Origin of the sequence: Actinomadura sp. NPDC000600 (genome assembly GCF_040492135.1) — a bacterium.
Lineage (GTDB): Bacteria > Actinomycetota > Actinomycetes > Streptosporangiales > Streptosporangiaceae > Spirillospora.
Genome location: NZ_JBEUPD010000014.1, coordinates 119,768 through 139,044, shown reverse-complemented (window position 1 = coordinate 139,044; position 19,277 = coordinate 119,768). Strand labels below are relative to the sequence as shown.

Sequence of the window (19,277 nt, the reverse complement as noted above, 5' to 3'; positions counted from 1 at the left end):
GCCCAACGCGCCGATCAGCATGTCGAGTGGAAGAGGCCGCCGACGGCCGTCGTCCTGGCGAGTTCGTTGTAGAGGTCCACGGCTGCCGTCGTCTCTTCCCTATGCACCTTGACGCCTGCTTCCTCCAGCATCCTCAGGGTTTCCGGCATGGTCAGCAGCCGTCGTTCCATTCCACGGCTGAGCACGACCACCGTGCATCCGTGGTCGAGGAGTTCTTGGACGTCGGCCGGCTGGACCCCCGGATCGTGGCGCGTCCCGTGCTCGGACCAGTCCCAGGCACGGCCGCCGCCGGGGAAGAGCTTGAAGTCCTTGCCCGGTTCGAGGCCCTCCACCTCCATGCGGCCCCAAGAGACATGTGTGATCTGCGGTGATGTCGCCATTGCGGCTTCCTCTCCGGCACAGGCTGTTCTCCGGCTTCGGAACCACTATGGCGGGAGCACCGGGCGTTCTGCCCGAACCGGCACGCGCCCAGCGATGAGGCGGCCGGCGGGTTCTGCCGCCGGCCGCCTCAGAGCGGATCCCTCACCCTGCCGTCAGGCGCGCTTGGCGGCCGTGTGGTTGAGCCCTTCGCGGATCTGCTTGGCGAGGACGACAGGGTCGCCCACGCGGAACATGTGCGAGAAGTACAGTTGAGGGATCTCGGCGGTCTCCTGGTTGTAGAGGCAGCCCACCTGCCAGTGCTTGCGACGCATGACCGAGATGACCGGCTGCGTCTCCGAGGACGTCATCGAGAAGTCCGGGATCACGGCCGCCTTGCCCTTCCGGAGCGGCTGGAACTGGACGCTGGTGGACACCCCGAGGTCCGGGTCGACGAGCACGCCGCCGAGCCTGATCCGGTCGGTGCGCGGCACGGTCACCGTGACTATCCCGTTCTCCCCGACCGTGGCGTCCCCGCCAAGGACCTTCGCCAGCTTCCGGACGGGAAGCGGGGTCTTGGGGTGCGGCGGCGAGTGCTGCGGCAGCGGCGTGGACGTCTTGGCGATGACGGCGCGCGCGGCGCCGGCCAGCCGGATCGGGTTCCCGACCGCGCGGAAGTGCAGGAACCACACCATCGGCCGCAGGTCGTACAGGTGCTGGTGCTGCGCCTGGAACGTGATCCCGTGGGCGATGAAGGCGTCGATGACCGGTTGGATCTCCCGGGGCCGCAGGACCAGGTCGCCGTTGAGGATCGCCTTTCCATGCCCGAGTGACTGGAAGAACAACTCGTGCTGGATCTGGAAGCCGTCCTTGAACTTCACCCGGGGCTGGCCCCCGCTGACGTGGAGGTCCTTGCGGTCGATGTCGACCTCGAGGACCCCGCTCTTGCTCACGTGGCCGTCGGCCTGCAATATCTTCTCGATCGCCTTGACCGGCAGCCGGTCCTTCTTGGGCCTGGCCTGCGGCGCCTCGGCCCGTGGGCCCGCCGTGTCCGCGCCCGGCGCCGGGGCGGCGCCCGCGGTCCCCGCCATTCCGGACGCGACCAGGCCCGCGACAAGTGCGACGCTTCCGCAGAACCGGCCGAGCGTCCCCCGCCGCGCCGTTTCCGATGAACTATTGATGATCATGAGTTTTCCCCCCGTTCGTTCCAAGCACTGCCCCCGCCGGGGCAAGCGCGAACGCGAAGAATGATCATGGAAACTACAGATCCGGGGAATGGCGGCGGGCGAGACCTGCGGAGGAGGGCGTCCCGCGGTCAACTCCCGCACCTGAAGGGACGTAGCACCCATTCAAGAACATGTCGCCTTATTGCGCGCCCCGGCCGAGACCACTCCGCCTCAGCGCTGCACGACGTGGGCGCTTTCGCGAAGGCGGCGCGATGGCCCGGGTCTTCAGGCCTGCTCGCCCGGGGCCGGTTCGAGGTTCAGGATCATGTCCAGGGACGTCTGGGCGTCGGGACCGGTGAAGGTGCCGACTCGGTGGAAGCCGTTCTTCTCGTAGTAGCGGATCGCGCGGGGGTTGTCGGCCAGGACGCCGCCCCACAGGATGATCCTGCGCTTGCGGAGTCGTCGCGCGACCTGCCGGACCAGTGGGAAAACCTGCGTCGCCAGCCCCTTGCCCTGATGGTCGTCGGCCAGGGTGGGGCCGAACCGGCAGTCGGTCGTCTCATCCAGGCGGATCCCGGCCCGGCGGTAGCGCTCGGCGTCGCCCGGCGGCAGCGCGAGGCTGAACTCCAGCAGCCCGACGATCCTGGCGGACGGCTCTTCCTCCAGCACCAGGCGGAGCTTGTCGTAGCGCGCGATGGCCGCGCACAGCTCCCGGGCAGCCGCCAGGTCGTAGCCGTCGAACGTGCTGAACCTGCGGGACTCGGGGGACAGCCCGGCGAGGAAGTCGGCCAGCCCTTGGGCATCGCCGGGGGCCAGAGGACGGAAGACGAGATGCGCACCGTCGCGCGACTCCAGACGATGCGTCAGCGTGCAGGGGTCCTCGGCGATCCGCGCCAGTGTGAGCACCGGGTCATGATCCCAGAGTCCGTCAGGAGGGTTCCTCGGCGAGGCGGGCGGTGATCGGCGACCGAGTAGGCCGACCTCCTGGGCGACGACGGCGTCTGGGACGCGGCTGTGGAGGCCGAGCTCAGTGAAGATGCTCTGACGTGAGTCTTGCCTACTGCGGCAGGGCCACCCGTATTGTCGATCACGTGACGACTGTGCTTTGTGTGCCGCAGTGGCAAGGGTCGGGGCTGGGGGATTCGCCGCGGCTGTCGGCGGGCGCCCGGCGGACCGCCGAGGTGGTCCCGGCCGATTCCCGGGTCGACGTCCCGGTCCTCGACACGGGCGGAAAGCCCGAGGCCGGAGTCCGCTCGCTCGACGTGCTCGTGGAGAACCTCCGCAGGACGCGGGAGGCTCTGGCGGGCATCGACGACGTCGTGCTCACCGCCGGCGGCGACTGCGGGGTGGACCTGGCGCCGATCGCCGCCGCCCGCGCCCGGCACGGCGACCGGCTCACGGTCCTGTGGATCGACGCCCACCCCGACCTGTACACGCCGCGGACGCTGCGGTCGGGGTCCTTCCACGGGATGGTGCTGCGCACCCTGCTCGGCGACGGCCCGGCGCCCCTCCTGCCGGACGGGCCCCTGACTCCCGAACAGGTGATCATCGCGGGGGAGCGGGCGGGAGACACGACGGAGCACGAGTACCTCCGGAGCGCCGGGATCCGGCGCCACGGCGTCGACGACTTCGAGGCGGCGTTCGAGAATCTCGCCGGCCCCGTCTACGTCCACATCGATCTGGACGTCCTCGAACCCACGCAGTTCGGCTCGCTCGGCTACCGCGAACCGGACGGGGTGGCGCCGGACCGCCTGATCGGCCTCGTCTCCGGCCTGCGCGACGTCGTCGGAGCGGCCATCACGGAGCACATGCCGACCGGCGAGCCCGGCGATGACGACGACGCCGAGGTGATCCGTCGCCTGGCCGCCGCGCTTCCCCTCTGAGAGAGCGCAGCCTGCGTGATCTGACCGGCCGGGCCTCGCTTCCCCTATGACGCCCGGGACTCGATGGCGCGCAGGACGTGGGCCGCGCCGTCCTCCGCCGCGATCTGTTCGGCGACCGCCTGGGCGCGTTCGCGGTAGGAGTCGCGCGACACCGCGTCCCTGATCGCGGACGCGAGCCGTCCGGCGTCCAACCTTCGGAACGGGACCGGCTCGGGCCCCGCCCCGAGCGCCGCCACGCGCTTCGCCCAGAAGGGCTGGTCGGCCGACAGCGGAACCCCGACCGACGGGACGCCCGCCCGCAGCCCCGCCGCCGTCGTCCCCGCGCCGCAGGAGTGCACGACCGCGGCCATACGGGGGAACAGCCAGTCGTGCGGCACCTCGCCGACCGCCAGGACGTCCTTCGACCCCTCGTCCGCAGCCAGCCCCGACCAGCCCGCCTGCACGACGCCCCGGACCCCCGCTATTCGCAGCGCCTCCGTCACCATCGCGCCGTACCGCTCCTGGTCGCCGGCCGTCAGGCTGCCGAAGCCGACGAACACGGGCGACGGACCGTCGTCCAGGAACTGTGAGAGCGCCTCGGGCGGACGCCAGTCCGGCGCGGGCTCGGGCCACCAGTACCCGGCGACCTCCCGCCCGCGCGGCCAGTCGGCGGGACGCGGCACGACGGTCGGGCTGAACCCGTACTCGACGGGCCAGCCCCGCTCGTCCAGCCGCCGGAAGAACCGCGCGGGCGTGACCGGCGGCAGATCCAGGCGCTCGCGCAGCCCGTTCACCACCGACCGGAACGGCGCCTGCCCAAGGACGCGCATCGACCGCGCCGCCGCCCGATTGCCCCACCCCCCGAGCGACCGGGTGGTCATGACAGCGGGCGGGAACTCGCGGGTCGGGTCCATCGGCTGCAGGTAGACGCCCATGCTCGGGATCCGCAGACCCTCCGCGACATGGATGCCGAGCCAACCCATCGTCGACACGAGCATGAACTCCGCCCCTTCGGCGGCGTCGACGATCGCGTCGGCCATAGCGGCCCAATGCCGGGCATAGATCCGCGTCTGCCGCACCACCATCGCGGGCGACGACGTCAGCGACCTGCGCCCTTCCTCGGTGCTCAGTTCCGCCTTCATATCCATCGGCAGCGCCGCGAACCCGAGCCCCCGCACCCGCACGAACTCTTCAAAGGGCCCGTGCGCGGCAATGGTGACCTCGTGCCCCGCCTCCCGCAGCCGAGCCCCAAGCCCAGTGAACGGAGCGACATCCCCACTAGTCCCAACCGCGACAATCAAAACCCGCACCGCACCCACCCGCCTGCGACCGCCCTCGAACGCACTCTCGTATGGCGCGGATCGTCTCATCAAGCCCCTGAAGCCGTATCCCTCCCACGGGGGAAGTTCAGCCGCCGACCGCCCACGCCCATCACCGCGCCACCTAACGGCTATGCCGAACATGAGCACTCAAGGCCACCGGGCGGCCTGCGCCTCGCGCGCGACGCCGCTGGCTCACGGGGGCCTCCGCCTCGCAAAGTTCCGAGACCAGTGCGAGCTACGCATCCTCCGAACGGCGGTCCGGAGTTCCCCCTTTGCCGCGCCTGCCCTCAGAAGCAAGATCGGCCTCAAGAAGGAAAGACTTGCCTCAAGACCGATCTCGCGCGGATGAGCTCAATGGTCGGCTGCCCGGATCTCGCGGAGGAAGTGATGCCATGCGTCTCTGCTGAACTCCAGGGTCGGGCCGTCCCCGTGATGCATGGTGTCACGGACTCCGATCGTGCCGTCGGCAGCCCGTCCGACCTCGACACAATGGCCGTTGGGTTCGCTGTAGCCAGACTTGCGCCAGCCGTGGAAGTGCTTGCTCATGTACCCGATCCTGTCTGGTCGGCGAGCCTGTTGGCCACCCGATCAAGGAAGGAGATGCTGTCTTCCGTGGACAGGGCGGCCTCTCTCAGGAGGTCATATCTTTCTGTGTACCTCGTGACCTCGCTCCGCTGTGTAACAACGAGGTCTGTGGTCACCGTGTCGACGATCGCCATCGGGTGGTCGCCGGGATCGGCGAACGTGTAGAGGTAGAAGGACGACTTCGGAAGGAAGCCCCCAGGGATGCGGGCGTTGTGCAGCAGGACGCGAATCGTGATCCGCTCGGCCTCCAAGGCCAGCTCGATCATGTGACGGAGTTGGGCGGCCATCGCCTCTGGTGGCACCGCGAGTCTGTGAATGACGCACTCGTCCAGGACCGTTTCGTAGAACGGTCCGTCCGGCCGGAGCAACTCGCGTTGCCGATGCTCGCGCGCTTCGGTCATCCGGTCGGGCTGGTATTCGAGCGTCCCCTGGCTTTCATCGAGCCTGATGAGAGCCTCGATGAACGGAGGGCACTGTAGAGCGCCGGGCATCGCGGTCTGGTCGTAGCTGCGGACGGTGCTGGCGTTGTATTCGAGGTCGGCCGCGAGCTTCTGTCGAGGGCCCATGGACATGCCGTACCGGTCCCACCACCCCTTCTGGGCGGCCTCGCGGGCGAGCTGGAGGAGTCGGTCGTATTGGCTGCCGGTGATCTCAAGGGCGTCGAGCATGTTCATGATCTCGGCCAGATCGGGGCGGATCTGGGCGTTCTCCAGGCGGGTGATCTTCGTCCGGGAGTGAAAGACGAGGCGGGCGAGGTCGTCTGTCGTGAGGCCGCGGCTCTCCCGGAGTTTGCGGATCTCACCCGCCAGCCGACGGCGGCGGACGTAGGGGCTCGGCATGGCCGTCCTCCCGATATCGCGTAGGACACGGTCCGTACTGATCGCTAACTCACTGCAATCGAACGATGTCCGGCAATATTAAAGTCACGCCTCGACAAAATCCCGCCACGCCGATACGAGGCCAAAATCCGCACGTGCAGAACTTGGGTGGTGCGACCACCGCCAATCCGGTTAAGGCGGATAAGTCCCCATGTGAGCCGCCCATACCCAAGTTTGCGGGAATTGCGGGAGTAACCCAGGAGTCGAGCCACCTCCCATGTCCCTTCCGACGGCCGTCCAGTTGAGACGCGCGGTGAGACCAGCACGGCATCGGCTGATCCCGTACCACAACGATTAACCCCGCCATGAATGGGACGAGGGCATACGATTGGCTATCTAGTCAGACTTCTCAGGATTTAAGAGGAGGCGGAAGTGGAGGCTTCGGCCCGCCGCGCCGCAAGCCACTGCTCGGTATAGGCGGTGACTTCCTCGATGAACTGCTCCAGCCCTGCGCGGTCGAGGTCCATTTCGGCGATCAGGTAGAGCAGGATGAAGACCTCGGCGTAGAGCACAGCTCTCAAATCGTCTGCCCCGCCAATGTGAAGTGTTGGTGCGCCGACGGCAGCGCGAACCATGTCCTCGGCTAAGGGAACGTTGATCAACCCTGCGTCCTCTTGGGCCTTGACTCGTACTTCGGCCACGAGTTGGACTATCTCGTCGACCGTGTAAGCTGGCGAAAATTTCCGACGTACCGCAACACAGAACGCCCCGTAGAGCAGCGACATGTGGCCGGCCGCCGTCTTGTTGTTCGCCTGGATCTTGTCCTTCAGGGGGACCCACGCCTCCGGTCCTTCCAGTAGGAAGGACCGCAGCGCCAGTATGTTCTCCTCCGTGATCTGTATCTCTAGGAAATTTGTCAACTGCGTTATTCCTCGTCGGCCATTGCTCTGGCTTTCGTTATGAATGAGGCCAGCTCCGCATCGTTCAGATCTGCATCAGCAATCAAGCCTGCAAGCAGGAACAACTCGGTTGTGTAGACTGCCCTGTCGTCGATGTCGGCGATAGATCCTTCGCCAAGAACAGCCAGCAGCAGTCGCTCTGCGATGTGTGCGTCAATTTTCTCTGTGGCCTCTGGTGTCCTTCCCCGAAGAGAAGCCACAAACTCAATTATCTGAGACTTGACAGTCTTCGGGTCACACTTACCGAAGCGGCGATTTGTCGCGAGAAAGAAGGCTGCGGCAACCAGTACCGGATAATCTGCCTGAACACTCTCCTTGTCCAGCTCTCGCAATAGCCTCAAGTGATCATCTGTTCGGCCTGCAAGTTGTGCCTGCAAGGTGGCGGCCATGTTATCAGTTATTGGCACGCTCTGCTCCTGTCATTTGGACTCGGATCTTACGTATTCCGACGCGACCAAGGCGTGCGACCTCGTAGACTACTATCCCCGTCCCGAGTATTCCTATAGCCGCATTGGCGCCCTGGATGCTTTCGTGATGTGGCTTAACTTCGATGGCGGGCTTGCTCACTGCAGTGCCGGTCGGTCGATCCCATTTGAGTAGTTTGCCTATGTCTTTGGCGAGTTTCTCTGTAGTGTCGGCGACGTCATCCGATGTTCGGATGAAATCGCGTCCCTTCTGCTTCCAGCGAGCAAGGGCCTCCGTATCTTCGTCATTTGCTTCTCGATTTTCTGGATCGTCCTCGGGGTCGCGGAGTTCGCCGCGGCCCGGTTCGCCGCCTCTGGCACCCACGGGGTCGAGGTCTTCCCTGGTCGGGAGTCCTGCCGGTTCTGTGGTCTCCGGTTCGTTTCGTGCCAGTTCCCTGCCGGACTCGGACTCATCGGTCTGCTGTCGTCCGTATCGGGGTTCGACGTGTACTTGGCCTTGGCTGTCGGTGTATATCTCGGAAATGATGGGGTTGGGGCGGGCCTCGGGTTTTTGCTCATTGGCTTCTTTCGGGGCCGACTCGTTGCCGTCCCCCTCGGCATTCCTATCACGGCCGTCGCCTTGGCCGCCTTGGGCTTCCGGAGGTTGGGTGTTCTCGTCAGTTCTTTCGGATGGGGGTGCCGAGTGGTCGTCGGGTTTCTGGTCGCTTGTCTTGCCGTCGCCGGGTGGCTCGGTGACCCCGTCCTCGGCCTTCGGTTCGCCTGAGGTCCCTTCTTTTGGCCCGAGAGGCTCCTCACCGTCCCCCTCTCCTACTTGCTCAGCATGAGGTTCGGGGCGTTGGTCGGTCTCTCGGCCTGGTTGTGGTCTGTTCTGCTGGTCCGGAGGTTGGCCTTCGGTGGGTGGCGTGCGGTCTGCAGGTGGTTCGGGGGGCTGGCCGCTGCCGTCTCCGGACTTCTGGGAGTCCTGCGGGGGGAGGGGGGCCTGCTCTGGGCCCTGAACGCGTCCGGTCTCTGATGCACGGGGGTCCCCGTCGTTCTCGGGGGCGGAGGGTGGGGATAGATCGTTGGGTGGGTCGCCGCCACCGTTCTCGCCGATTGATGCCTCGGGGGCTGGGGGCTGTGCTTCTGGGCCGGGCTCGTTTCCTTCCGCGTTCTCGTTTTGCCGTGGCGCGGCATTGTCGCCGGGTTCGCTGTCAACTGGTTGGGCGGTGCCGTTGGGCGGCTGGGCGTCTTGGAACTTGGCTCGTAGTTCTTCTGCGTGTTGCTGTTGTGCTTCGCGCGTGCGGGCGATGTGTTCCAGGCGGGAGGGCGGCTGCGGGGGTGTTTGGGGCTCGTCGGTCTTGTCGCCGGCAGAACTGGCGTTGTCCTGGGGGCGGTCCTTGTTGTCGAGGTCGCCCTGGTTCGCCGTCTCACCGGTCTCGGATCGGTCGGTCTTGGCCTCGCGGTCGTTGCCGCGCTCGCCCTCGTCTTGGCGGGGGTCCTCGGGCTTGGCTTGGCCGGACTTCTCCGCTTGGGGGCTGCCGTTGCCGGTCTGTGCCGGGTCGGCTTTGTCGTCGTCAGGCTTTTCGGTCGGCTGGGAGCCAGTGCCGATCTTGTCGGTCTCGGGGTCTTTCTTTGCCTCCGGCTTGGCTTCGGTCGGAGGGGTGCCGGGGGGCTGCGCCTGGTCGCGGGGTGGGCCGCTGGTGGAGCCGTTGGTCTGCGGATCGCGGTCGGCGGGTTGCCCGTTGCCGGCTTCGGGTCGCTCGGGGAACTTCCAGCCTGCTGCTCTGAGGCTGTCCATGCGGGGCGTCTTGCCGTCTGCTCCGGGGTGGTCGTGCGGTGACGTGCTCCCGGTGTCGGGTGGGGTGGGCTTGTCGGTGGTCTCAGGGCCCTTGCCCGGCCCACCGGGGGGATTGTCCACGCCCACGCTCGCAGCCCTTTCACTGGGGGGAGGCGGACCGGTTCCAGGGCATTGGTCGGGCAGCCCGCCAGGCGGAGCCCTTGACGCGCGGGGCTGACATCAGGGCAAAGCCGTGCCCTATGTAATCGCGCACGTGCGAACTTTGCACGTGCCGATATTCCGAGCGCGCCTCCCCGGTGCGCATATCACTGGGGCCGTATGCTGTTTTCCCGTCGATTCGTCAACTCGTCTGGAGCAGCTGGAACGTTGCGGCAACACACGACGAATCATTCAAGTGTTTCGATGATGTCGCTTTCGGGGCGAGATGGGTGGTCTGGGGCACCCGGGGAACAGGGCAATGGCCCGCCGTGTCCGAAAGTGTGAACCGGTGGACGGATGCCTTACAGAGGGCCGAGCAGGGTGCGAGGGTCGACGTCGAGTTCCAGTGCCGCCAGGGTGTCCAGCAGTTGTCGTTCCTCGTACCGGAAGTGGGACTCCATGATGGCCGCGAGCCCGTCCAGGTGGGAGGCCAGGACGTCGGGGGGTCCGCCTGTCGACAGCGCATGGTCGAACTGCGTCAGCAGGGAGGCGATCAACTCGTGGTCCTGCTGGAGCTTGGTGATCACGGGACGCAGCTCGGGATGGCGCGCCGCCAGTTCGGGGAACAGTGCGGCGTCCTCGCTGAGGTGATGGCCCTCCAGCGCGGCACAGAACCCTTTGCAGTACAGCAATAGATCGCTGCCCGCCGATGCGGCCTCGGCGCTGTCGCCGGCATCGAGTGCCCGGCGTGCGAGGTGCAGCGCTTGGCGCAGCCGCTGGTGTGCGGCCGCCAGTTCACGATTCCAGGCGATCAGCCTGTTCTGGCCCTCACTCACCGGTGCGGGCGCGGGGAAGGGTCATGGTGACCACCTTCCAGATCCGGCGCCTCCATGCCTGACGCGGTCCGTCACCGGCACGCGACGCTGCCCCTCACCATATCGATCACATGTCATCACGGCGACGACGCTTGGCGTACGGGAAATGCCGCCGCCCGGCTGCGCTGCATGCGTGATGTCTTGGCTCTAGGGCCCGGGGCGCGAACCTCGCACGTGCGGAGATAGGACGTAGGACGCGTGCTTGTGCTGAATCCCCTGCGGGGGCCGGGTGAGCGCTGATTCTCCGTGCTCGGATATCGACTCAATGTGACGATGTGCCTGCGGACAGAGGAGAGATCCGTCAGACCGCAACTCTGAAGTCCATCACGAGCCGAGGTGTTCCGATGTCCCCGACAATGCTTCCGGCAGCACAGCCGGCGCCGCTGCGGTGGCGGCGCTCCTTCCCGGGTGGGCCCGAGCAGGCCCGTGCCGTCCGGCGGTTCGTCGGCTGCCTGCTGGCAGGCTGCCCCTACTTGGACGACGTGCTACTTGCCGCCGACGAACTGGTCGTCAATGCGCTGCGGCACACCAAGTCCGGACAGGACGGCGGCTCGTTCACCGTCGAGATCGTCCAGGACGGCGGACTGGTCGCGGTGTCGGTCGCCGACCAAGGCGGCCCCGGCGAACCCGTTGCGCTGGATGCGGGGGAGCTGGCCGAGTCCGGCCGAGGCCTGCGGACCATCTCGCTCACCGCCGCGAGCTGGGGATGGCACGGCAACGACGAGGGCCGCACGGTCACCGCTGTTTTCGCGGGGGAGTGGGCCGCGTGACCGAGCCCGTCTTCTGGACGCACGACCAGGTCCACCAGCGCGTCCACGCCGCGATGACCGCCGCGATGCGCGCCGATCCCCACTCCATCGACGCCGCCCTCGTCCAGGCCGGAAGCCTCGACCGCTCCAGCCGGGAGTTCGTCGCCCAGGCGCGCCGCCTTGTGCTGGCCTGCACCGCCGCACTGACCTGCGTGCTGTCGGCGCACCGCCCGGGCGTGGGCCCGCACGGCGAACCAGTCTGCCGCGGCTGCGGGACGAGCGAGTGCCGTACGTTGCGCGGCCTCGCGCACGTCCTCGCCGCCTACAGCGTCCGCCCGGCATTGGTCGACCGGGCCGAGGCCTGGCGCCGCGCGGACGCGTACTTCTGGCGTGACGGCCGCCCCGTCCCGCTGACCATCGAGGACTTCACGGACGGCTTCGTCGCCCGCCCCGCCGAGGACCTCGGCGACGACCCAACCCCGCTACTGGTCATCGATCGCCACACGGGCGCGCTGAGCCGCTGGCCCTCCATGCCCCTCGAACTCCTCGCCTGCGAATACACCCGCTACCGCGCAGGACTGTAGACAGTCTCTCCCCGCATGGAGGACGACCCGCTTCAACGTCCGCCACCGCGCCGCGCTTGGCCTCGCCGATCTCGTGCTGTGCGGCGCGCCCGACGAGCTCGGTGACGAGCCGCCGTCTGCATGGACGGGCTGGTGCTGGTGATGTGGCGAGCCCTCGAACCTTGCTGGGGCGCTACGCCAGACCGCTGCCTCTGCGCGGCGCTGACCTGCGGCCCGTCACCCCCCGAAGGGCCTTCCGAGAACACAGGCCTGCTATCTCTGACCGCCTACGCGCGCCTTCCGGTGGCCGCGGCGATGCCCGGCAGCGTGTCCCTTACGCCATTCTTGTGGGCGTGAGCGCTGCTGAGAGGAGATGGCATGATGCCGCCGCACTGTTTTCTCTGCGAACGGTCGCTTCGGGGAGGGGATCCGGCCTCATCCTTCACGGCCGTCCGGTTCGGGATCAACGCTCAGGAGGAGGCGCTCGAACAGGAGCGGGATCGGGAGGGGTGGGTCGGCCATCCATCCTGGGTGGCCTGGTTCTGTGATGAGCACACCGCGCTGGCCGAGGAGCATTCGCATCTCCATTGGACTGAGGCCTTCGAGTTGCTGCGGCAGCATCGGAGGCCGTCCGGTCCAGTGCGGTGACCGTGGCCCGATCCGGGCCGCCGGGGCCAACGGGTCGCTGCTGAGATCGCCGTGCAGTGTGACCGGCGGTGTTCGCGGGTCATCTTGGGTGCGCCGTGTGTTTGTTTGCCAGACATGGCGAAAAATCGGTTGTGAGCGACTGACTGTGCGATGTCGGAATTAGGGAGTGCGCAGGTCGTCGGGGCGCGTCAGTTGGGTTGTCCTCGTGGCGCGGCAGGGCTGATGCTAGGGGAATGACCGCCGAGCCCCCTGTCACGGATCCCCACGTTTGGGAACGGTTCTTAGAAGGTCTTCGAGAACTGGCCAGGACACTTGTAGGCGAGTACGAAAGCGCGGATGGACCGGGGGGCGGTGCGGTCGGCCCCCATCCCGGCGGCTCATGTCCGTCGATACACCGGGTCGCTCGGCAGGCGGCGCTGCTCGCGGAGTCTGATTCCCATGATTTCCATCAGGCGGCCTTGGCGATCGCCGGGCACCGTTGCGGCTCGCCCCATGGCGCCTGGACGAGGTTGATCTCGGGCTGCCAGATCTACCAGTTCTCTGATCAGGGCCGCCGAGCCTCCTGGGAGGGCAGCATGCGGCTGTGGCTCGATGCGCCGGAACCGGGAGCGCCCAGCCCCGAGCCCCGCGCTTCGCACGATGACAGACCCGGCCTGCGGGATAGCAGTCCGTACCCTCCAGCACCTCCTGGGCCTGCCGACGGTATCGATGCTGCTCGGTCGGCACCGGAGTTCCTTGAGCATGCGCTGCACCTGGTTACGTACATCACCGCGGCCGCCGTGGGAGGGATCATCGGCAACCGGGCCGACGCTGGATTGGTCGGTGCCGTGAGGAGGATGTTTCGCGCGCTGCGTGAACGCTTCGGCCGTGCGGCGCCGGTCACCGAAGAGAGGGCCTTCGAGCTGGCGCGGGCCGAAGTCGTCAGGACGGGCCACGCGGAGCACACGATCACTCTCCTCGGTATCGAGCGGGAGTCCGGCTGCTGGCTCGTCCATGTCCGTGCCCTGCACGCGACCGGCGCAATGGATCGGATGCGGGTGAGGGTTCCTTTCGACGCCGCCGCCGCGCCGAGCGTCCTCGTCGTCGATCCCAGGATTCCCTGACCGCCGGCGGAGTCCGGCAGCCCGGGCACGCCGCGAGAGAGGTCAGGTCGGGCGGTGGCCGGGGGCTCTCGGGGGCCATTCGGTTCGGTCGAACATCAGGTAGAGGCCGCCGAGCCATACGAGGTCGGGCTTCGGCACCACGCGGACCGAGACCGGGACGCCTCCGGTCCGGCGGGTCGGGAACTCGCCCGGCGGCGCGGAGCGGGACAGGTAGGCGAGGCCCTGCCGCAGAAATGCGCGCGGTCCCGGGTCGAGGTGGCCGGCCCACGGCGGTTCGGTCTCGTCGCGCAGCCAGGCGTAGCAGGCCATCGCGTAGCCGAATTCGCGCTCCGTCAGATACCCGAGCCGCGAATAGCCGTCGTTGCGGGCCGCGTTCAGGGTGCGTTCGTCCAGATCGCCCAGGGGTTGAACGGAGAAGCCGCGGGTCGTCTCGCCGAATCTCAGTGCGGCGTTGGTGCTGAAGACGCCGAATCCGAAATAGACGGTGAGGAGGTCGGTGAGCCGCTCGTGGTCCTTGCGCTCGGTGGTGATCCGCTCCTCGCCCAGGAGGCGGACATGGCACAGTTCGTGTGCGATCACGGCGATCAGGTAGGCGGCGTCGGACGCCTCCGTCACGTCCAGGCCGATGACGGCGCGGCCGTCCTTCACGTAGTAGTGCCCGACCGCGCGCTTGCCTTCCTGGGCCGCCGCGTCCTCGTCCGACCGGTCGAACAGCTCCACCGTGAGCTCGGACCGGTCGATCTCCATCAACTCGCACGTCTTCGCGACCACGTCGTCGACCTGTTCCGGTGTGCCGGTATAGCCGGCAGACCGCAGATCCGACCGGGGCAGGACGATCGGCCGCGTCAGCGGGTCGCGGCCGAACTCCTGGACGAACCAGGTGATCGACGCCTCGATCCACGCCTGGTGCGCGACGCCGACCGGGCACTCGGTGCTGACCGCCGGAGACCAGGGCGGGGGCGCTTCGCGTTCCTTGTTCATAGGGCTTCCTGACAGTCGTCTTCACGCGGCTCCGTTCATGCGGAGCCGCCGCGGAAAGCGGCGGAGGACAGCGGGGTGGAACGGTGTTCCTGCCCAGTTCATTCGGATGCTCATCCGTGGGGCCGGGGTCGGCCGTGCCCAATTTTTTACCACGCGCGTTGAGCCCATCGCCCACATTGGCCGTAAATGGCCTGGCGGACGTTATAGGAATGGCGTTGTTCGAAAGGCGGACGACCGTGTCTCGACTGTCCGTGCGGCTGACGTGCGAATCCTGCACGTGCGCGACACGAGCGCGCGAACCCCGCCCGCACCGGCCCCTCCGGCCGGATCGCGTCTGCGGACGCCCGAACTGGCCTTTTCCGGCCGTGTGAGCCCGTAGCCCTCGTCTCGATCACGAGGCTCTTGGACGATTGCAGCGTGGGGCCGTCTCGGCGCGGCATCCGGCATTAATGATCACGGCTCCAATGCGGATAGTGGAGGAATGCATGGGTGAACTCGGGCTCGCTGAGACCATCGCCGCCCTCCGCGCCGAGCTGGTGGAGGCGCTGGAGGCCGGGAAGGAAGCGGAGTTCGGTTTCGAGGTGGGCCAGATCCAGCTCGAGTTCCACGTCGGCGTCACGCGCCAGGGCGGGGCGTCCGGCAAGGCGAAATTCTGGGTCCTCGAACTGGGCGGCGACGGCTCCTACCGGCGGGAGGAGATCCAGCGCGTCACGGTCACCCTGGAACCGCCGGTCGACGACGACGGCCGTCCGATCAAGGTGACCCGCGGCCTCCGCACGAAGCCCTGAGATGTCCGGACTCACGGCTCGCGCGGTCGAGATTCTGCGTTACGGCCCGACGGACGGGTGGCATGTGGGGTCCGGCTACCTGGTCGGGCGACGGTGGGTGCTGACGGCGGCGCACAACGTCGTGGACGCCGAGACCCTGCTCGTCCGGCGGGTGGACGGGACCGAGCATCCGGCCGAAGCGGTCGCGGTGGACGAGGCCCGCGACCTCGCCATGCTCGCGGTGACCGGAGACTTCGCACCGGACGACCTGCCGCCGGTCAGGTTCGCCCGTGTCGACCGCTCGCGGACGGGGGAGGTCGGCCCGTGCTGGGCGACCGGCTTCCCCAGGTGGAAGGAGCGGAGGCTGGAGTCGGCCGACGTCCGCCAGCGCGACAGCGCTCAGCTGAAAGGCGTCATCCCCACCGGGTCGAACCTGCGCACGAACCTGCTGGAACTGCGCGTCTCCTCCATGCCCCGTTCGGCCGGCGGGCGCGGCGTGAGCGAGTGGCAGGGAATGTCCGGGAGCGTGGTGCTCGCCCAGGACGGCTCTGACGAGTTCGCCGTCGGCGTGGTGACAGAGCATCACGTCCCCGAGGGGGTGTCCGTGCTCACCGTCGCCCCATTCGACACCTGGGCCGACACGATGCGGGACACACCCTGGGGCCGGGAACTCGGGTTAGGGAGCCTCGTCCGCCTCCCGCGCCCGCCGGGCCCCCGTCCGTCCTCCTCCGGGCACGTGAACCTGCGCCGGTCGCTCCCGGACTTCACGGACCGGGACGAGGTGGTCGCGAAGGCAAGGACCCTGCTCACCGAGCGGCTGACCGAGACGTGTCCGCTGGTCGTCCTGCACGGTATGGCCGGGGTAGGGAAGACCGAACTGGCCAACGAACTCGCCCATAGGCTCGCCCCTACCTTCACTCATGCGCGCATCCGTGTGGACGTGGCCGCGACCGCCACCGCCGACGCCGCCATGGTGGAGGTCCTGGCCGCCTTCGGCTTGCACGGCGACAGGCTCCCGCGCGATCCCGGGCAGCGCCGGCGCGAGTTCCAGAAGCGGTTGAGGCAGGGGCCCAGCCTGCTGCTCCTCGACAACGTGTCCGAGGCGCGGCAGGCCGCCCCGCTGCTGCCCGAGACGCCCGGGACGGCCGTGATCGTGACCAGCCGGACCACGCTGGCCTCGCTGGACGGCGCCGACCGGCTTCGGCTCGACCCCCTGCCCGATCCCGAGGGGCTCCGGCTGTTCGAACGGATCGTCGGCGCCGACGTGGTGGAACGCGACCGCACGTCCGTCCGGGAAATCGTCGTACTGCTCGCCGGACTCCCATTGGCCATTCGCATCGCCGCCGCGCACCTTGTGATGAGGCGCACGTCTCCTGCGCGCTATCTGTCCCGGCTCCAGGACGAGACCAGGCGTATTTCCCGCCTTCAAGGTGAAGATAGGGGAGTGCGCAGCAGTTTCGAACTCAGCTACCGTTCGCTGCGGCCGGAAACGGCGAGGCTCTTCCGCCGTCTCGGCGTTCTGGCGGGCCGCGATTTCACCGCCGAACTGGTCGCGCGCACCGGTGACGTGGACGACGAGGACGCCGAGCGCATGCTCGGAGAACTCACGGACCGGCATCTGGTCGAGGTCGCCGGAGAGGACCGCTATCGCCTCCACGACCTGCTCCGGCTCTATGCCAGGGAACGCATGGAGGCAGAGGAGTCCGACTCCGCGCGGCAGGAGGCGTTCCGGCGCTCCTTGGACTGGTACGGGGACGTCCTGCACGAATGGATGTCGCGGCCCGGCGCCCACGAGCAGCCTCCGGCCGATGCGATCGCCTGGTTCGCGGACGAGTCCCTGAACGTGCAGGCGAGCCTTCGGGCCGCCGCGGAAGCGGGCGAGGACCGGCTCGTCGTCCGGATCGCGGAGTCGCTCTACGGCCTGTTCTTCTACCGGGCGCACTGGGAGGGGATGGAGGCGATCAAGGCTCTCGCCGTCCAGTCGGCGCGGCGCGTGGGCGACGCCCCGGCCGAACTCGGCTCGCTGATCCACCTGGCCGAGGCGCGCCGGCTCCTCGGGCGCGGGACGGAGGCGCCGCCGCTCTACGAACGTGCGCTTGAGGTCGTCCGCACCATGGACGACCCGGGCAAGGAGGCGTGGGTGCTGGTCCACTTCGGCGACTTCCAGTGCGACCTCGACCAGGCCGAGCGGGCCCTCGACCGCTATGCCGAGGCGCAGGCGATCTACCGGAGCCGGGACGACGCGGCGGGCGAGATCTGGCTGGCCGCGCACATCGCCGACGCGTACCGCCAGCTCGACCGGCACGCGGACGCCGCCCGCGTCCTGGAGCAGGCGATGGCCGTCAGCGAGCGCCGAGGCGACCGCGACGAGGTCGTCTGGTGCGCCTGGCACCTGGCGCTGGCCTACGAGGGCCTCGGCCGCTTCGCCGACGCCGAGGCGGTGCTCCGGCCGGCGGTCGCCTTCCACCGGGAGATTGAGAACAAGGCCGGTCTGGCGACCATGCTGAGCATCCTGGGCAGCGTCCACCGCCATGCCGGACGCCCGTCCGATGCCCGGCGGGCCTACTCCGAGGCGCTCGACCTCCTCGTTGAAATCGACGCTCCCACGCGGGCCGCCGAGGTGCGGCAGATCCTGGCGGACCTCGCCGAAGAGGACTGACACCACTCACGACAGCACCGCCTGCGGGAGAATTGCCGGGGTTCTTGTTATCTCTGGTGGTTTCGGAGGTCTCCAGAGGGATCGGCCGGTACTCGCTGGAGGACGAGGATGCGTGTGGGCACGGATGTGGAGGTGCTGGTCCGGGCGGCGCAGGACGGGGACGCCGACGCCCGGGAGCGGCTGGTCACGGAGCATCTGCCGCTGCTGTACAACGTGGTCGGCTGGGCGCTCGGCGGCCACGCCGACGTGGACGACGTCGTCCAGGAGTCGGTGCTGCGCGCTCTGGGCGGCCTCGGCGGGCTGCGGGAGCCGGCGCGGTTCCGGTCCTGGCTCGTGTCCATCGCCATGAACCAGGTGCGCCGCCGCTGGTCGTCGCAGCGCGGCAGGACGCCGGTGGACCCGCAGGCCATGGCCGGGCTGGCGGGCGCCGAGGACGACTTCGCCGGACTGGCCGTCCTGCGGCTGGAGCTCTCGGAGCAGCGCCGGGAGGTCGCCGAGGCGACGCGGTGGCTGGACCCGGACGAGCGCGAACTGCTCGCGCTGTGGTGGCTGGAGGCCTCGGGGCACCTCACCCGCAAGGAGCTGGCGGACGGTCTCGGGCTGTCGGCCCCGCACGCCGCCGTCCGAGTGCAGCGGATGAAGAAGCAGCTCGCGACGTGCCGCGCCGTCGTCCGGGCGGTGGGCGGGCGGCGCTGCGACGCGCTCGGCCCCGTCCTCGACGGCTGGGACGGGCGGCCGTCCCCGCTGTGGCGCAAGCGGATCGCGAAGCACATCCGGGGATGCCGCTCATGCGCCGCCCGCGAACGCGACCTCGTCCCGCCCGAGGCTCTGCTGGCGGGACTGGTCATGGTGCCGATGCCCGCGGAGTCCCCGCTGCACGCCGTGCTGAGCGGTGCGAAGGCGTCGGCGGGCGCGGGGAAGGCCTCGCTCGTCCTCGGGAAGGGATCGGCCGCCTTGGCGGGGGCGGCCGCGGTCGGCGCCGTCGCGGCGGTCGTCTACTGGAGCCTGCCGAGCGAGCCTCCTCGCCGCGCGCCCGATCCCGCGGCGCCCGTCCAGCGGACGCCGTCGCGGACGCCGGAGCCCGCCCCCCGGACCGCGGCGGACAAGGACCGCGTCGCGCCGCGCCCCACCCCGGCCACCGTCGAGCAGCGGGTCGTTAAGCTGGTCAACGCGGAAAGGGCCCGGGCGGGGTGCCGGGCGCTGCGCGTCTCGCCCGCCCTGCACCGGGCCGCGCAGCGGCACTCCGCGGACATGGCGTCCCGCCGCGTCCTCGACCACCAGGGCGCCGGCGGCGACGACCCCGGGCAGCGGATCACCGCCGCCGGGTTCCGCTGGAGCGCGTGGGCGGAGAACATCGCGCAGGGCCAGGCGACCCCGCCCGCCGTCGTGGACGGCTGGATGAACAGCGCGGGGCACCGGGCCAACATCCTGAACTGCGGGTTCACGATGGTCGGGATCGGGGTCGTGCAGGGCCCCGGCGGACCCTGGTGGACGCAGGTGTTCGCGACGCCTCGCTGACCGGC

The 19,277-nt window shown here is 68.7% G+C and carries 18 protein-coding genes; 7 read left to right on the top strand and 11 right to left on the bottom strand.

All coding sequences use genetic code 11. The annotated features are described in order from the left end of the window. Positions 1-14 precede the first annotated feature (14 nt). The 3 genes from ABWI07_RS21505 to ABWI07_RS21495 all read right to left on the bottom strand — a co-directional run bounded on the left by ABWI07_RS21505 (position 15) and on the right by ABWI07_RS21495 (position 2,429). Positions 15-380 (bottom strand): Mth938-like domain-containing protein, encoded by a 366-nt coding sequence (locus tag ABWI07_RS21505; protein WP_149263764.1) that lies wholly within the window; start codon positions 378-380, stop codon positions 15-17. A 153-nt stretch (positions 381-533) separates the two neighbouring features. After that, positions 534-1,544, bottom strand: coding sequence for a DUF1259 domain-containing protein (locus ABWI07_RS21500; protein WP_353819617.1), 1,011 nt, complete (start codon positions 1,542-1,544; stop codon positions 534-536). Positions 1,545-1,808: 264 nt separating this feature from the next. Then, a complete protein-coding gene (locus tag ABWI07_RS21495; protein ID WP_353819616.1) occupies positions 1,809-2,429 on the bottom strand; it encodes a GNAT family N-acetyltransferase in 621 nt (206 codons plus the stop codon). 185 nt (positions 2,430-2,614) lie between these two features. On the opposite strand from ABWI07_RS21495, the gene ABWI07_RS21490 reads away from it, so the two are divergent. After that, positions 2,615-3,406: an arginase family protein gene (locus ABWI07_RS21490; RefSeq protein WP_353819615.1), complete on the top strand. Its 792-nt coding sequence runs from the start codon at positions 2,615-2,617 to the stop codon at positions 3,404-3,406. Positions 3,407-3,450: 44 nt separating this feature from the next. Here ABWI07_RS21490 and ABWI07_RS21485 read toward each other — a convergent pair whose 3' ends face one another. From ABWI07_RS21485 to ABWI07_RS21455, 7 genes are all read right to left on the bottom strand, one after another. Continuing rightward, entirely contained in the window at positions 3,451-4,755 is a 1,305-nt protein-coding gene (locus ABWI07_RS21485) for a glycosyltransferase (RefSeq protein ID WP_353819614.1), read from the bottom strand. 303 nt (positions 4,756-5,058) lie between these two features. After that, positions 5,059-5,253 (bottom strand): DUF397 domain-containing protein, encoded by a 195-nt coding sequence (locus ABWI07_RS21480; RefSeq protein ID WP_353819613.1) that lies wholly within the window; start codon positions 5,251-5,253, stop codon positions 5,059-5,061. Further along, complete coding sequence (locus tag ABWI07_RS21475; protein ID WP_149263770.1) at positions 5,250-6,131, bottom strand: helix-turn-helix domain-containing protein; 882 nt, start codon at positions 6,129-6,131, stop codon at positions 5,250-5,252. Before ABWI07_RS21475 ends, ABWI07_RS21480 begins: the two co-directional genes overlap by 4 nt. 395 nt (positions 6,132-6,526) lie before the next feature. After that, positions 6,527-7,030 carry a hypothetical protein gene (locus ABWI07_RS21470; RefSeq protein ID WP_149263771.1) on the bottom strand — a complete coding sequence of 168 codons (504 nt, stop codon included), beginning with the start codon at positions 7,028-7,030 and terminating at the stop codon, positions 6,527-6,529. Between the two features lie 5 nt (positions 7,031-7,035). Further along, complete coding sequence (locus tag ABWI07_RS21465) at positions 7,036-7,476, bottom strand: hypothetical protein (protein ID WP_353819612.1); 441 nt, start codon at positions 7,474-7,476, stop codon at positions 7,036-7,038. Further along, positions 7,463-9,271 (bottom strand): hypothetical protein, encoded by a 1,809-nt coding sequence (locus tag ABWI07_RS21460; RefSeq protein WP_353819611.1) that lies wholly within the window; start codon positions 9,269-9,271, stop codon positions 7,463-7,465. The genes ABWI07_RS21465 and ABWI07_RS21460 overlap by 14 nt, the downstream gene beginning before the upstream one ends. Positions 9,272-9,771: 500 nt before the next feature. Further along, the gene (locus tag ABWI07_RS21455) at positions 9,772-10,245 is read right to left on the bottom strand and encodes a hemerythrin domain-containing protein (protein ID WP_149263774.1); all 474 of its coding nucleotides are present in this window, start codon (positions 10,243-10,245) and stop codon (positions 9,772-9,774) included. Between the two features lie 383 nt (positions 10,246-10,628). Here ABWI07_RS21455 and ABWI07_RS21450 point away from each other — a divergent pair, with 383 nt between their 5' ends. The 3 genes from ABWI07_RS21450 (at position 10,629) to ABWI07_RS21440 (ending at position 13,347) form a co-directional block, all read left to right on the top strand. Then, the gene (locus ABWI07_RS21450) at positions 10,629-11,054 is read left to right on the top strand and encodes an ATP-binding protein (RefSeq protein WP_353819610.1); all 426 of its coding nucleotides are present in this window, start codon (positions 10,629-10,631) and stop codon (positions 11,052-11,054) included. Next, positions 11,051-11,617, top strand: a complete 567-nt coding sequence (locus tag ABWI07_RS21445) for an SUKH-4 family immunity protein (RefSeq protein ID WP_353819609.1) — start codon at positions 11,051-11,053, stop codon at positions 11,615-11,617. The genes ABWI07_RS21450 and ABWI07_RS21445 overlap by 4 nt, the downstream gene beginning before the upstream one ends. 1,202 nt (positions 11,618-12,819) lie before the next feature. After that, entirely contained in the window at positions 12,820-13,347 is a 528-nt protein-coding gene (locus ABWI07_RS21440) for a hypothetical protein (RefSeq protein ID WP_353819608.1), read from the top strand. A gap of 42 nt (positions 13,348-13,389) precedes the next feature. Here the strand turns inward: ABWI07_RS21440 and ABWI07_RS21435 are convergent, their stop codons facing one another. Further along, a complete protein-coding gene (locus tag ABWI07_RS21435; protein WP_353819607.1) occupies positions 13,390-14,328 on the bottom strand; it encodes a hypothetical protein in 939 nt (312 codons plus the stop codon). A gap of 485 nt (positions 14,329-14,813) precedes the next feature. Between ABWI07_RS21435 and ABWI07_RS21430 the strand changes: the two genes are divergently transcribed. The 3 genes from ABWI07_RS21430 (at position 14,814) to ABWI07_RS21420 (ending at position 19,272) form a co-directional block, all read left to right on the top strand. After that, entirely contained in the window at positions 14,814-15,116 is a 303-nt protein-coding gene (locus ABWI07_RS21430) for a trypco2 family protein (protein WP_149263779.1), read from the top strand. 1 nt (position 15,117) lies between these two features. Then, positions 15,118-17,754, top strand: coding sequence for a tetratricopeptide repeat protein (locus ABWI07_RS21425; RefSeq protein WP_353819606.1), 2,637 nt, complete (start codon positions 15,118-15,120; stop codon positions 17,752-17,754). A gap of 114 nt (positions 17,755-17,868) precedes the next feature. Further along, entirely contained in the window at positions 17,869-19,272 is a 1,404-nt protein-coding gene (locus tag ABWI07_RS21420) for a sigma-70 family RNA polymerase sigma factor (RefSeq protein ID WP_353819604.1), read from the top strand. Positions 19,273-19,277: the final 5 nt, after the last annotated feature.